This window comes from Gordonia sp. LUNF6 (assembly GCF_047041125.1).
Taxonomy (GTDB): Bacteria; Actinomycetota; Actinomycetes; order Mycobacteriales; family Mycobacteriaceae; genus Gordonia; species Gordonia sihwensis.
Genome location: NZ_CP178181.1, coordinates 315,631 through 328,835 on the forward strand (window position 1 = coordinate 315,631; position 13,205 = coordinate 328,835).

Annotated in this window: 14 protein-coding genes and 1 pseudogene; 9 read left to right on the top strand and 6 right to left on the bottom strand. The window is 69.6% G+C overall.

What is annotated here, in order from left to right:
• Positions 1–7 precede the first annotated feature (7 nt).
• Together ACK8HH_RS01430 and ACK8HH_RS01435 are read left to right on the top strand one after the other, a co-directional pair.
• A complete protein-coding gene (locus ACK8HH_RS01430) occupies positions 8–502 on the top strand; it encodes an SRPBCC family protein (protein WP_062366140.1) in 495 nt (164 codons plus the stop codon).
• On the top strand, positions 499–870 hold the full coding sequence (locus ACK8HH_RS01435) for a hypothetical protein (protein ID WP_082083923.1): 372 nt from the start codon (positions 499–501) through the stop codon (positions 868–870). Before ACK8HH_RS01430 ends, ACK8HH_RS01435 begins: the two co-directional genes overlap by 4 nt.
• A 21-nt stretch (positions 871–891) precedes the next feature.
• Here ACK8HH_RS01435 and ACK8HH_RS01440 read toward each other — a convergent pair whose 3' ends face one another.
• Positions 892–1,929 carry a LacI family DNA-binding transcriptional regulator gene (locus tag ACK8HH_RS01440; protein WP_062366143.1) on the bottom strand — a complete coding sequence of 346 codons (1,038 nt, stop codon included), beginning with the start codon at positions 1,927–1,929 and terminating at the stop codon, positions 892–894.
• 140 nt (positions 1,930–2,069) lie between these two features.
• Here ACK8HH_RS01440 and ACK8HH_RS01445 point away from each other — a divergent pair, with 140 nt between their 5' ends.
• Together ACK8HH_RS01445 and ACK8HH_RS01450 are read left to right on the top strand one after the other, a co-directional pair.
• A complete protein-coding gene (locus tag ACK8HH_RS01445) occupies positions 2,070–3,257 on the top strand; it encodes an acyl-CoA dehydrogenase family protein (RefSeq protein WP_006897490.1) in 1,188 nt (395 codons plus the stop codon).
• A complete protein-coding gene (locus ACK8HH_RS01450) occupies positions 3,254–4,378 on the top strand; it encodes a CaiB/BaiF CoA transferase family protein (RefSeq protein ID WP_006897489.1) in 1,125 nt (374 codons plus the stop codon). Before ACK8HH_RS01445 ends, ACK8HH_RS01450 begins: the two co-directional genes overlap by 4 nt.
• Before the next feature lie 13 nt (positions 4,379–4,391).
• Here ACK8HH_RS01450 and ACK8HH_RS01455 read toward each other — a convergent pair whose 3' ends face one another.
• Positions 4,392–4,871, bottom strand: a complete 480-nt coding sequence (locus tag ACK8HH_RS01455; protein ID WP_412475481.1) for a winged helix-turn-helix transcriptional regulator — start codon at positions 4,869–4,871, stop codon at positions 4,392–4,394.
• A 110-nt stretch (positions 4,872–4,981) separates the two neighbouring features.
• Here ACK8HH_RS01455 and ACK8HH_RS01460 point away from each other — a divergent pair, with 110 nt between their 5' ends.
• From ACK8HH_RS01460 to ACK8HH_RS01475, 4 genes and pseudogenes are all read left to right on the top strand, one after another.
• Positions 4,982–5,398 (top strand): PaaI family thioesterase, encoded by a 417-nt coding sequence (locus ACK8HH_RS01460; protein WP_006897487.1) that lies wholly within the window; start codon positions 4,982–4,984, stop codon positions 5,396–5,398.
• A gap of 33 nt (positions 5,399–5,431) precedes the next feature.
• Positions 5,432–6,061, top strand: a pseudogene (locus tag ACK8HH_RS01465) (cysteine hydrolase family protein); the annotation flags it as partial.
• 33 nt (positions 6,062–6,094) lie between these two features.
• Entirely contained in the window at positions 6,095–6,607 is a 513-nt protein-coding gene (locus ACK8HH_RS01470) for a TIGR03086 family metal-binding protein (protein WP_231875662.1), read from the top strand.
• A 26-nt stretch (positions 6,608–6,633) separates the two neighbouring features.
• Positions 6,634–7,389 carry a LysR family transcriptional regulator substrate-binding protein gene (locus ACK8HH_RS01475; RefSeq protein WP_006897485.1) on the top strand — a complete coding sequence of 252 codons (756 nt, stop codon included), beginning with the start codon at positions 6,634–6,636 and terminating at the stop codon, positions 7,387–7,389.
• 16 nt (positions 7,390–7,405) lie between these two features.
• Here the strand turns inward: ACK8HH_RS01475 and ACK8HH_RS01480 are convergent, their stop codons facing one another.
• Entirely contained in the window at positions 7,406–8,818 is a 1,413-nt protein-coding gene (locus ACK8HH_RS01480) for a serine/threonine protein kinase (RefSeq protein ID WP_375003121.1), read from the bottom strand.
• Positions 8,819–8,951: 133 nt separating this feature from the next.
• Between ACK8HH_RS01480 and ACK8HH_RS01485 the strand changes: the two genes are divergently transcribed.
• Positions 8,952–9,854, top strand: a complete 903-nt coding sequence (locus ACK8HH_RS01485; protein ID WP_045537913.1) for a D-isomer specific 2-hydroxyacid dehydrogenase family protein — start codon at positions 8,952–8,954, stop codon at positions 9,852–9,854.
• 181 nt (positions 9,855–10,035) lie between these two features.
• Here the strand turns inward: ACK8HH_RS01485 and ACK8HH_RS01490 are convergent, their stop codons facing one another.
• From ACK8HH_RS01490 to ACK8HH_RS01500, 3 genes are read right to left on the bottom strand one after another with little or no spacing between them, the layout of a single operon-like run.
• Positions 10,036–11,682, bottom strand: a complete 1,647-nt coding sequence (locus tag ACK8HH_RS01490; protein WP_412475482.1) for an FUSC family protein — start codon at positions 11,680–11,682, stop codon at positions 10,036–10,038.
• A complete protein-coding gene (locus ACK8HH_RS01495) occupies positions 11,679–12,296 on the bottom strand; it encodes a class I SAM-dependent DNA methyltransferase (protein WP_006897481.1) in 618 nt (205 codons plus the stop codon). Before ACK8HH_RS01495 ends, ACK8HH_RS01490 begins: the two co-directional genes overlap by 4 nt.
• Before the next feature lie 4 nt (positions 12,297–12,300).
• The gene (locus tag ACK8HH_RS01500) at positions 12,301–13,200 is read right to left on the bottom strand and encodes a LysR family transcriptional regulator (protein ID WP_006897480.1); all 900 of its coding nucleotides are present in this window, start codon (positions 13,198–13,200) and stop codon (positions 12,301–12,303) included.
• Positions 13,201–13,205 lie beyond the last annotated feature (5 nt).

Here is a 13,205-nt window from a genome sequence, read left to right on the forward strand (position 1 = left end):
TCGAACTGTGAACCCCGAACGTGCTGAGCGCGACCTGGACGAGTCGATCCGCATCCACGCGGCACCTGATCGAGTGTGGTCGCTGCTGATCGATCCCCGGACGATGACGCAGGCGAGTCCGGAACTCTTCGCCACCACCCGCCGTCGTCGCGGACCGCTGCGCGCCGGCGAGACGTTCGTCGGATGGAACCGGAACGGTCTGGCGCTCTGGCCGACGGTCAACACCGTGACGACGTTCGACATCGGCCGGGAGATCGCGTGGCATACGCGATCGAGCGGAGCGGTGTGGACCTACACCTTGACCGCCGACGGTGACGGGACCGTGCTCCGCGAGCGTCGCCAGATGCCCGACGGTGCGTCGGCCACCGCACGGCTGTTCGCCCGCGTCCTGCTCGGCGGTATCGAACGCCATACCGATGAACTCTCCGAGCACGTGTCCGCGACGCTGGCTTGGATCAAGACGGCGTCGGAGGACGCACCCGGTGACGGCCGTCCGGAGTGATCGAGCCGCTTCGGACCGTCATCGGCGAGCGGACCCGCGACCTGCCGGCGCCGCCTCGGGCGGTGTTCGAGGACTTGATCGATCCGAAACGACAGCCCGCGCGTCCGTGGCTGAGCCTCCTGGACGACGAAGCGGTTCCAGGAGTGACGATCGTCGCTTCCGAACATCGGGTGATCTGGTCGTCGATCTGGAAGAGGCGCCCGGACGCCCGAATCGAGTTCGAGCTCGCCTCGCGCGGCAGCGGGACTCGGCTGACGTGGCGGCTCGATGTCACAGGCGAGGTGCCGGACGCATCGTTGACCGGTCATATGCGCAAGCGAGTCAACGAGTTGCTCTTCGCCGGGCTCCGATACAGCTACGGGCAGTGATGTCACCCGTCGACGAACCCGTCAACGCTGCTGCGCCGTCGACCCCCGCACGACCAACCGGACCGGGAGCCGGACGTCGTCCGGTTGGGGGTCGGTGCCGGTGACCATCCCGAGCAGTAGGCGCACTCCCGCTGCACCGATCTCGTGTGCGGGCGTGACGACGGTGGTCAGCGGGACGGGGAGCTGTGCGGCCACCGGGATGTCGTTGTAGCCGACGACGCCGAGATCGCCGGGGATGGACAGACGCAGGTCGCGGGCCACGCCGAGCAGGCCGATCGCCATGGTGTCGCTGACGCAGAAGACGGCGTCGGGCCGGTCGTCGCGGGTGAGCAGTGAGCGGGCCGCGTCGATCCCGCCCTGCACATCCATTCGAGCGTGCGCGATGCGATGGTCGGGGATGCGGACGCCCGCGTCGCTCATCGCGTCGAGGAAGCCCGACAGCCGGTCGTGGCCGGTCGTCGCGAACAGTGGACCGCCCACCGCCGCGATGCGCCGGTATCCGCAGTCGAGCAGATGCCGCCCGGCGAGCGCGCCGCCGAGACGGTCGTCGCCGCCGGCGAAGGGCAGGCCCGACCCGGCATGGCGGTTCAACGCCACCGCGGGGACGGTGAGCTTCAATCGGCGGACGAACTCGGCCGCCGGGCTGTGCAGACTGCTGAGGATCAGACCGTCCACCTGACGGCCCGTGAGCAGTTCGATCGCCTGTCGCTGCGCGTCGGGGTCGTCGGGCGGGCTGGACAGGAGCACCGAGTACGAGGCTTCGCGTGCGGCCTGCTCCACGCCCTGGTAGACGGTCGCGACCACGCCGTCGGTGAGCCGCGGCATCACCGCGCCGATGGTCGTGGTGCGCCGGGTGCGCAGGCTCGCGGCCCACAGGTTGGGCTGATAGCCGAGTTCCTGCGCCACCTCGCGGACGCGCTTGGCCGCCTCGGACCATCCGTCGACCGGTTCGGTCTGCCGCAGTACCCGCGAGACCGTGGAGACGTGCACACCGGCACGTTCGGCGATCTCTTTCATCGTCGGCGGGCGCGTGCGGCGCGGGCCGGAGTGATCTGTCATCGGGTGGGTCCTCGTCGATGGGCATTGACGTCGATGGGCATTGACGGCTCGCCGCCGTGATGGATACTCTCACTCCACCATATGCAATCGATTGCGCAAAGCATTGCAGCCACCTCGTCCCCGAACTCAGGAGAATCCTCATGGCCGACACCCGCACCGTCACCGAACTCTTCGCCCTCGACGGACTGCTCTCCGACGAGGAGAAGGCGATCCGCGACACCGTCCGGAAGTTCGGCGCGGAGAGGATCCGGCCGCACATCGCGGGCTGGTTCGACGAGGCGCGGATCCCGGCGCGCGAACTGGCCAAGGAACTGGGCGGACTCGGGGTGCTCGGCATGCACCTCGACGGTTACGGCTGTGCGGGGATGAGTGCGGTGACCTACGGCCTGGCGTGCCTGGAACTCGAGGCGATCGACTCGGGCATCCGTTCGCTGGTCTCGGTGCAGGGCTCGCTCGCGATGTTCGCCATCCATCACTGGGGCAGTGATGAGCAGAAGCAGCAGTGGCTGCCGCAGATGGCGGCGGGCGACGCGCTCGGCTGCTTCGGGCTCACCGAACCGGATTTCGGGTCCGATCCGGGCGGCATGCGCACGCGGGCGGTCCGCGACGGCTCCGACTGGGTGCTCAACGGCGCCAAGATGTGGATCACGAACGGTTCGGTGGCCGACGTCGCGGTGGTGTGGGCCAAGACCGACCTGGCGCAGGGCGCCCGGGGGATCCGCGGCTTCGTCGTCCCGACCGACACGCCCGGATTCTCGGCGCCGGAGATCCGCGCCAAGATGTCGCTACGCGCATCGGTGACCTCGGAGCTGGTCCTGGAGGACGTGCGTCTGCCCGAATCGGCGATGCTGCCCGAGGCGGCGGGTCTGAGCGGTCCGCTGAGCTGTCTCAACGAGGCGCGCTTCGGGATCATCTTCGGCTCCATCGGTGCCGCCCGCGACTGCCTGGAGACCGCGATCGAGTACGCGTCGACCCGCCGGGTGTTCGACAAGCCGCTGGCCGCCTACCAGCTCACCCAGGCCAAACTGGCCGACATGGCACTCGAGGTCGGTAAGGGACACCTGCTCGCCTACCAGCTCGGCCGGCTCAAGGACGCCGGTGAGGTGGAGCCGGCCCAGGTGAGTCTCGGAAAGCTCAACAACTGCCGGGAGGCGATCAAGATCGCCCGCGAATGCCGCACCATCCTCGCCGCCAACGGGATCACCCTGGAGTACCCGGTGATCCGGCATGCCAACAACCTCGAGTCCGTGCTCACCTACGAGGGCACGTCCGAGGTCCACCAGCTCACCATCGGCCGCGCCCTGACCGGCGAAGCCGCCTTCCGGTGACGGGCGACGGCGCTGGCGGAGCCCTCGACGGGCTGCTGATCGCCGACTTCGGCCGAGTGCTCGCCGGGCCCTACGCGACCATGCTCCTTGCCGACCTCGGCGCCGAGGTGGTGAAGATCGAACGGCCGGGATCGGGTGACGACACGCGGTCGTGGGGGCCGCCGTACGCGGGCGGGCAGGCGACGTACTTCCAGGCGGTGAACCGCAACAAGTCCTCGCTCGCGCTCGATCTGCGCGACGCCGACGACCTCGCCTCGGCTCGGGACCTCGTCGCACGGGCCGACGTGGTGGTCGAGAACTTCCTGCCGGGAGCCATGGACCGGCTGGGTCTGGGCTATTCCGAAGTCGCCGCGGTCAACCCCGGCGTCGTCTACTGCTCGATCACCGGCTTCGGCGGACACAACGACCTGCCTGGATACGACCTCTTGGTGCAGGCCGTCGGCGGTCTGATGAGCATCACCGGCGCGTCGCCGGAGGAGCCGACGAAGGTCGGCGTCGCGCTGGTCGACGTGGTGACCGGTCTGCACGCGGCCGTCGGCATCCTGTCGGCACTGCGCCACCGTGACCGCACCGGCCGAGGGCAGCGGGTGGAGGTGAACCTGCTGTCGTCGCTGCTGTCGGCACTGGCCAATCAGGGTTCGGGATACGTCGGCGCGGGTGTGGTCCCGCGGGCCATGGGCAACATGCATCCGAGCGTGGTGCCGTATCAGCCGTTCCCGACGGCCGACCGTCCCCTGATCCTCGCGGTAGGCAACGACCGCCAGTTCTCCGCGCTGACCGCCGAACTCGGCGCCCCCGGGATGGCCGACGATCCGCGGTTCGCCACCAACTCCGACCGCGTCGCCAATCGCGAGTCGCTCATCGACGAACTCACCGAGCTGCTGCGCGCCGACACCGCCGACGGCTGGTTCACCCGATTCGCGGCGGTCGGAGTCCCATGCGGACCGGTCAACGACATCGCCGAGGCGTTCGCATTGGCCGATCGGCTCGGACTGGAACCGATCGCGCAGGTCGACGACCCGCGCCGCGACGCGCCGGTCAGGACGGTGGCCAATCCGATCCGGATGTCGGAGACGCCGCCGGTCTATCGGAGCGCTCCGCCGGAGCTGGGAGAGGACTGACGGCGCGGATGCGTCAGACGACGGGCCCGGTGGCGCGCTTGCGCGCACCCGGACCCGGTTCATTGCGTACCTCGCGCTGGGGCACGGGGTGCCCGGCGTCGCAGACGATCTCGGTGCGCACCGGAGCGCCGCACCCGCGGTGCACCACGTTCAGCGACGGGCCCGCCGGGTCGGCGCGGTGCTTGTCGCCCCACCGGAGCATGGAGATCAGCACCGGCTGAAGGTCGAGCCCGGCGTCGGTGAGTCGATACTCCTTCCGGCGCCGCGACCCAGGCTCCCGATACTCGGAGGCCACCAGCACGCCGGCGTCGAGGAGCCTGCGCAGACGGTCGGACAGGACAGAGTCGGAGATCCCGGTGTGCTGCTTGATGCGGTCGAACCGGCGCACACCATTGAATACCTCGCGCAGCACGAGCACGCTCCAGCGGTCGCCGATGACGTCGAGCGTGCGCTGGACGGAGCAGTTGTCGGTGTCGAAATCCAGCCAGTCCACGTCGCCAGTCTAGCTGGCTTCGATGTTGACAGTCAGTTGATCGGCGATCTAACTTCTCTATCAGAAGTCAGCGGCAACGTGTCGCCGACATCGATCGCAGGAGAGACACGATGACCGACACCGCACCGATTCCGTCGACGTCGAGCGAGTTCATGGACGCTTCCGGCCTCGTCGTCACCGAGGCCTCCGGCACGCGCGTGGAGGGATACGCCGATCTCGACGAGCGGCACCACACGCCGTTCGGTGTGGTCCACGGCGGCGTGTACGCGGCCATCGTCGAAAGCGCGGGCAGCATCGGCGCCAGCGTGGCCGTGGCCGACCGCGGGCAGTTCGCGGTGGGGCTGAACAATTCGACGGACTTCCTGCGGTCGTCGCGAGGCACTCGTGCGCGGGTGGTCGCCGAACCGATCGTTCAGGGCCGCACGCAGCAGCTCTGGCTCGTCCGGATCAGCGACGAGGCCACCGGCAAGGATCTCGCCCGCGGGCAGCTGCGCCTTCAGAACATTCCGCTGCCGGCGGGCGACTGACGCTCTGCGCAGCGCTGTGCGACCATCGATGACGTGGCCGACTACCTCGTTCCCGACTGGGCCGACGCGGCGCTGGTGCTCATCGACGTCCAGCGGGACTTCGTCGACGGCCCGGCTGCTGTGCCGGGCACGCGCGAGGCCCTGCCGGCGATGACGGCGGCGGTCGCGGAGTTCCGTCGGCTCGGCCGGCCGGTGGTCCACATCGTGCGGTCGTACCGCCCGGGGGAGAGCGACGTCGACCTGCTCCGGCGCGCCGCGGTCGAGGCCGGTGACGCGGTCGTCGCGCCGGGCACTCCGGGAGCTGAGATTCCCCCAGATCTGCTGCCCGGTCCCGTCGAGTTCGATCGGGATTCACTGCGATTCGGTGCGGTGCAGCAGATCGGCGCTGCGGAGTACGTGGTGTACAAGCCCCGGTGGTCGGCGTTCTTCCGCACGCCCCTCGACTCGCTGCTCGGTGACCACGACGTGAGCACCGTGGTGGTCGCGGGCTGCAATCTGCCCAACTGCCCCCGGGCCACCCTCTTCGACGCCTCGGAACTCGATTACCGCACCGTCCTGATCTCCGACGCGACCTCGCAGGTCACGCCGGCTCGGCTGGCCGATCTGGAGTCGATCGGCGTGCAACTGCGCACCGCCGACGAGGTGGTCGCAGCACTGGCCGGCGACGAACTGCTCGGTTCCGCGGAGACGCTGTGGGTGGAGTTGCTGGAGCGGGTCGACGGCGATCTCGACCGCGCCGGCGGCTGCGGCGACTGGACGGTCCGACAGCTCGTCGACCATGTCGCGGGCGGTGCGCAGCGGTACGCCATCCTGCTCGACGGCGGCAGCGCGGCGGACACGGCGGCTACCCGCGGTGTCGACTACATCGGCGCCGATGCTGTCGGCAGCTTCTGGGAACAGGAGCACCGACTGCGGGAGGCGGCCGAGCACGCGGATCTGAGCGCGCTGGTCGATCACCGGGCCGGGCGGCGCACCGGCGCCTCGCTGATGCATTTGCGGCTGCTGGAACTGACCCTGCACAGCAAGGACCTCGCCGACGCGCTCGGCGTGGAATGGACGCCCCCGGCGGAACTGGTCGCTCACCTGCTCGATGTGGGCACGCCCATCATCGAGGACCTTCGCGCGCTCGGGTTGTTCGGTCCGGAGCTGCCCGCCGCCTCCGATCACCCCGCCGACCGGCTGCTCGCCGTCGCCGGACGCGGCGCGTGACCGCCCGGCCCCGATAGTCTTTCCCCGTGACTCCCGACTCGGCCGAGAACGCCGCCGCGCACCGCCGCTTCCGTCTGGCGTACGTCCCCGGCGTCACGCCGGCGAAATGGGAACGCAAATGGCGCGAACGGTTCGCCGACGTGCCGCTCGAGTTGGTGGCGTGCAGCGTGTCCGACAGCGTGCGGCTGCTCGCCGACGGCGCGGTCGACGCGGCCGTCACACGCTTGCCGGAGGCCCTCGACGCCGTCGATCCCGGACCCCATCACACCATCGATCTGTACGTCGAGACCACTGTGGTCGTGGTTCCGAAGGACCACTACCTGACCCTGACGGACGAGTTGCGCGCCGACGACGTCGCCGACGAGACCTTTCTGTCGCCCCTCGACGACGCCCTCACCTGGGATCGGTGGCCCGGGCCGTTGCTCGACCACCGTCCGGCGACCACCGCCGACGCGATCGAACTCGTGGCGGCCGGCACCGGACTGCTCGCCGTGCCGCAGTCGCTGGCCCGGCTGCACCATCGCCGCGACCTCGTCTACCGGCCGCTGCTCGACGCCCCCGTCAGCCGGGTGGGACTGGTCTGGCCGTCGCCCACGTCCCAGCTCGCCGACGAATTCGTCGGACTCGTCCGTGGTCGCGGGGCGAACTCGTCGCGCGGCAGGGAGCCGCAGCCCAAGCGGACCGCGAAGGAGAAGGCTGCCGCCAAGCGGGCGAACCGCGAGGCGGCGGGCAAGATCGCAGGCAATAGCTTCGGCAAGGCCGCACGACGCGGTCGGCGGTAACGATGAGGGTCGGAGTCTAGTAGCCCCAGGTCGGAGTCCCGTCAGTGTCGGACTCACAGGTTGCGATTGCGTCGGTACCGCTGATCCGGGCGCGCGCCCCGGGTTCGGAACACTCAGTACCGTACGTCACAGCAGGACGAGACTGGTGTGTACGGTCGGTCCACGCGCCGTTCTCTGCGCTGCAGAACAGTGTGCCGTCAGCGGAGATGTCACCGAACTGATCCAACCCGCACTCCTGCCCTTCGACGGGTTCGGGCGTGACGGTCACGGGTTCGGGCTCCTCGGTCGGCGTGACCTGCTCGTAGACCGTGGCGATCGCAGGAGCAGTGGTGGTCGATGGCGTGGATGTGACGTGCGTCGTGACCGTGGTCTGTGTGATGGGTGCCGAAGCTGTCGGCGTCTCGTCCCGTTGCTGGAAGTACGCGTACGCGGCGGCTCCACCGACTGCGAGGACCGCGGTCGCGGCGAGTGCCGAGACCGCCGTGATCCATCGGTTCCGGCGCGACGACGATCGGTGGTGCGGATGGCGCCCTGGAACCGAGTGCGTTCCGACAATCGTCTGGGCGTAGGCCGGACCGGTCAGCGGCGTTGTTCTGCCATCCAGCGCATCGGACAACGCAGCCACGAATTCGGCACAACTCGAGTATCGCGAGTCGGGCTCTCGCGACAGGACTCGAGTGAACACCGAATCCAACGTCGCCGGCAGATGCGGGGCGAACTTTGAAAGGCTGGGCGGCTCACCGTTCAAATGAGCCGACATCAGCGCGGTCATAGTCTTACCGGTGAAGGGAGCCTGCCCAGAGAACAAATGGAACGCGGTACAACCGAGTGAGTAGATGTCTGATCGGTTGTCGATTTCCGCGCCCTCAATCGCTTCCGGGCTCATATACGCCAAGGTGCCGACGGTGATTCCGGTGGAGGTCAAGGTCGTCGTCTCTTCGGCCGCTTTTGCGATGCCGAAATCGGCGAGCTTCACTGCCTCGACGGTGTCGTGATCGTCGATCGCGAGAAGGATGTTCGCGGGCTTCACGTCGCGGTGGGTGATCCGCTGCTTACGCCACGCGTAGTCGAGCGCTGACCCTGCGCTCGCGACTAGAGACATCACTCGGGTAGGCGACAGCGGGCCAGTCGATTCGAGCAACTGGCCGGCATCGGTGCCTTCGACGAACTCCATGGTGGCCCAGAGACGGCCGTCGTACTCGCCGCGGTCGTACAGCGTAACGATGTTCGGGTGTGACAGTTGGGCCAGAAGATCCGCCTCACGCTGGAACCTGGCTTTGAACTCGCTGTTCCGCGAGACACCCGCGTCGAGCAGTTTCAATGCATCACGACGCGGCAGACGGGGATGCTCGACGAGAAACACCTGTCCCATCCCGCCGGCGCCGAGAGTGCGCAGGATCCTGTACCCGGCGATTTCCGTCATCTCCATGAAGTGCTCTTTTCGGTCGCAGCATCGACCGGGCAAGTGTGCCATGCGAGCCGATGGTGAATCGAACGAATGGCACGCGTGATCGGAACAGAGCATTCGGTCTACCGTGGGACCGGAGATTGAGGAGGCGCTCGTGAAGATCGCGATCGAACCGGTTGTGGACCGGCACCTGTCGGAGGCGGTGACCGGAGCCGGAAGTGAGGTGACCGGGCTCGACGACGCCGAGGCTCTCGTCTGGATCGGCGGGCCGGACGGCTTCCCGCAACTCGGCGACGCCGTCCGCTGGGTGGCGCTCAGCACCGCCGGTATCGAACGCTTCGTCGACGCCGGCGTCTTGGACGGCCGTCGACTCTGGACCAACGCCTCGGGCTTCTACGCAGCGGGCGTCGCCGAACACGCCCTCGCGTTGCTGTTGGCCGGGCTGCGGCAGATCAACACGGCGGTCCGGGACGGGTGGGCGAAGGAACGGATCGACCCGGCCGTCCGGACACTGCGGGGTGCGACGGTCGCGATCATCGGTGCGGGCGGGATCGGGCGCGAGCTGACGCCGCGTCTGGCGGCGTGCGGCGCCTCGGTGATCGCCGTCAACCGCAGCGGTCGCGCCGTCGAAGGCGCTGAGCTGACGCTGCCCGCCGACCGAATGGACGAGGTGTGGGAGCGTACCGACCACGTGGTGCTCGCCGCACCCGACACTCCGGATACCCGTCACCTGCTCAACGACGAGACCCTCGGCAGACTGCACCCGCACAGCTGGGTCGTCAACATCGCCCGCGGGCCGCTGATCGATCAGGCCGCTCTTCACCGGGCGTTGTCGGAGGGAGTGATCGCGGGCGCGGCGCTCGACGTCACCGATCCGGAACCGCCCGCGGACGACGATCCGCTCTGGTCGCTGCCCAACGTCATCATCACCCCGCACGTGGCCAATCCGGCGTCCGGGCTCACGCGCGAGATGGCGCCCTTCCTCGCGGAGAACATCCGGCGGTTCGAAGCGGGCGAGGAGCTGCTGGCGGTGGTCGAGCCGGATGCGGGGTACTGAGGGGGTCGGTGAGTGGGGGTGTGGCGGTCGGTAGGTTTCGACTCGCTGCGCTCGCTCAACCAGCCTGTGGAAGCCTGCTCAACCAGCCTGTTGGAGGTCGCTCAACTGGCCTGTTGGAGGTCGCTGGGGCAGGAGGGTTTCGACTCGCTGCGCTCGCTCAACTGGCCTATATGAAGGCTGCTCAACCTGCCTGTTCAGGGCCTCGCTCAGTCGGGGGAGGGGTGAGGCCGATCGTGCGGCTCGCGGTGACGCGGTCGGCGAGGTCGGCGCGGATCGTCTCGCCGATCAGGGTGTCGGGGCCGGCGCGCCAGCAGGCGCCGAGCGTGTCGTAGCCCACGGATCGGACCGCCGCATGGGCGGGCCAGTAGCGGTACGCCCAGGCGGGCTCGTCGTTCGCGCTGTCGGTCGCGGCCAGCTCGGCTTCCAGCAATTGCCACTGGAGGTCGCGCCGCGACACCCGCATGGACGCCGACGCGGGGACATGCGTGCTCGCCCGGTTCAGCACATCGGAACACGCCGCCCTGGCCGCCTCGTCCGCGGAGCGGAGGGTGCTGCGGTGGATCCGCGGGAACAGCAGCCACATCGTCGCCACCGCGAACGCGACGCCCAACAGGGTCTCGATGACGCGTGAGAGCATCTGCTCGCCGAGCGGCTGAGTCGGCGCTCCCATCAGCAGCGCGAGCGGCGTGATGAAGGTGACCGCGAGCGCGTAGTTGGTGGTGACGGTCAGCTCGATCATGATGTTCAGCACGGCCAGCACCACGATCAGCGCGGCGACGTGCAGATCGAGTGTGTGCAGCACGGCGAAGATCGCCAGACCGCCGAGCGTTCCGAGCACGCGGTGCACACCGCGCACCGCGCCGCGGACACGGTCGGGCCCCAACTGCAGCACCAGGACCGCGCCCATGATCGCCCAGTCGGGGCGTCCCAGGCCGGCGAGGACCGAGACCCCGCCCGCGAGCAGCGTGGCCACCGTCGCCCGGGTGGCCGTCACTGTCGCGTGGCTGTCGAGGCGCGCTCCGAATCTGAGGCGGTGCACGATGCTGGGACGGGGGAGCGGCGCCATCAGCGCGCCGGCCTCGGCGCCGTGAACGCGGTGATGAGTGAGCCAGAGACGATGTGCGAGATCGCCGTCGATCTGCGCCGCGTCGTGCAGCACCGACCACGCGTTCAGCGTCGACGCCGCGACACTGTGCCTGCGGGAGGGCTCGCGGTTGTCGGCGAGGAAGCGCTCGCCCTCGGCCAGTGCGGTCTCGGTGGCGGCGATCTCGGGTCCGTGCGGGCGCCACAGTCCGGGCGACATGCTGACGATGAACGCGGCGGCCGCGCCCGCGGCCGTACACAGGGCCACCGTCGCGGCGGAGCCGCCGGCGCGGCAGACGACCACGGCGACACCTCCGACCAAGACCAGGAAGAACGGACCGGGAGGCCCCAGACGCAGGGTGTTCACCCCGAATACCGAGACGGCGGTGAGCGCCGCGAGCGCGCCGACCATCGTCATCTCGCGAGCCGTCGATCCACCCGGACCCATCCATGAGCCGAGCGCGCCGAACAGGGCCGCGGAGGCGACCAGCAGCAGACCCGTGGTGAGGTTCACCCGCCACCTGATCCGGTACGGGCGACGTTCGCCGTACATCAGCGCGAACGAGCCCAGTGCGGCGAGGACCGCGTTTCGCTCGAATCCCAGCCCGTACAGCGTCAGCGCGGGCAGCAGGAAGGCCAGCCCTCCGCGCAGTGCCGGAGCCCAGCGTCCACGGGTGGACGGCCGCGACAGGAGTAGTGCGCGGACCGACGGTCGCGACGGCGGGACCGGAGCGTGATCGGTCATGGGCGCCGCGCCGCCAGATGGACGTCGGGGAAGCGGTGGTCGGCGTCCGCTCGGCTCACCGTGCGCCAGATCTCCGCGAAGCCGGCCGCGACGACCGCGTCGGCGAGCGCGTCCGGATGCCAGCGCCACGCCTTTGCGACGGCGTGATCGAATTCGTGCACACCGGGCTCGTCGGCGGCCTGCGTCGAGATGAGCACCACGGCGCCGGCGGACAGTCGTGCCGACCAATCGACGAGGATCTCGCGCACCTCGTCCGGAGGTACGTGGATCAGGCTGTGCCGCGCCACGACGCCGCCCACCCGTGACAGGTCGACGGTGACCAGCCGGGCGTCGTCCGTCCGGAGCGTCAGCTGCGGGTGCCTCCGTCGGGCCACCGCCAGCATTCCGGCGCTCGGATCGACGCCGCACACGCTGAGCCCGCGTCCGGCGAGATGCGCGGAGACACCGCCCGTGCCGCAGCCGACGTCGACGACCCCCGCATCCGGCCGCGACTCGAGCACCATGTCCGCGAAGGCGTCGACGGCCCGGCGCTCGAGCGCCGTCTGAAACGGATCCGGAAACGTTCTGTCGTAGAGGTCGGCGAGGGCGTCGTAGCCGGGCTGGTCGGCGGTCACGGATCTATTGTGCCGACCGGCGGGCGATCCGGACGAGTTCGGCCGCGGGGCCCTGGAGAGTGCGTGGCGGTCGCCACACGGCGCGCAGTTCCCGGGTCAGATCGAGCCCGTCCACATCGATCACGCGCAACTCGCCGCTGCGCGCGGACTCCTGGACGGCGAGGGTGCTGAGCACGGCGGGGCCGACCCCGCCGGCCACCGCGGTGCGGATCGCGGCGCTGCTGCCGAGTTCGAGGATCGGCGGGGCGATGTCGTATCCGGTCAACGCCACCTCCAGTGTCGTGCGCGTGCCCGATCCGGGTTCGCGGACCAGCAGCGGCGTCGCGGCGAGTTCGGCGATGTCGATGGGGCGCCGACGGCGCGACCATTTGTGGCCGGGCGGAACGACGAGCACGAGGCGGTCGCGCGCGACCACCGCGCTGTGCAGTCCGGACGGAATCGACGGGCTCTCGACGAAGCCGACGTCGCAGGCGCCCGAGGCGACGGCCTCGAACACCGCGCTGGAGTTGCGGACCCGCAGGTGCACGGTGGTCTCGGGATGGTCGGTGCGGAATGTCCCGAGCCACAGGGGCATCAGGTGTTCGGCGACCGTCATCGAGGCGTCGACGGTCACCTCGGCGGCGGTATCGCTGAGCAGCCCGGCCGCCACATCCAGCAGTGCGCGCGCATCGTCGACGGTGCGTCGGGCCCAATGCACCAGCACGGTCCCATCCGGGGTGAGGCGGGAGCCGGTGGTGACCCGATCGAGCAGACGGACGCCGAGCAGGCGTTCCAGCCGCCCGATGGCCCGTGACGCATTGGGCTGTGCGACGTGCAACGCGCGGGCCGCCGCGCTCAGACTGCCGTGGTCGTCGACTCCGACGAGCAACTCGAGCGCCCCCAGGTCGATCGATCGCAAGTCCACGGCTG

Excerpts from the sequence above, each read along its gene's own strand:
- ACK8HH_RS01440 (WP_062366143.1), bottom strand. The coding sequence starts at position 1,929 with ATGACAGATCACTCCGGCCCGCGCCGCACGCGCCCGCCGACGATGAAA.
- ACK8HH_RS01445 (WP_006897490.1), top strand. The coding sequence starts at position 2,070 with ATGGCCGACACCCGCACCGTCACCGAACTCTTCGCCCTCGACGGACTG.
- ACK8HH_RS01460 (WP_006897487.1), top strand. The coding sequence starts at position 4,982 with ATGACCGACACCGCACCGATTCCGTCGACGTCGAGCGAGTTCATGGAC.
- ACK8HH_RS01480 (WP_375003121.1), bottom strand. The coding sequence starts at position 8,818 with ATGGAGATGACGGAAATCGCCGGGTACAGGATCCTGCGCACTCTCGGC.
- ACK8HH_RS01490 (WP_412475482.1), bottom strand. The coding sequence starts at position 11,682 with ATGACCGATCACGCTCCGGTCCCGCCGTCGCGACCGTCGGTCCGCGCA.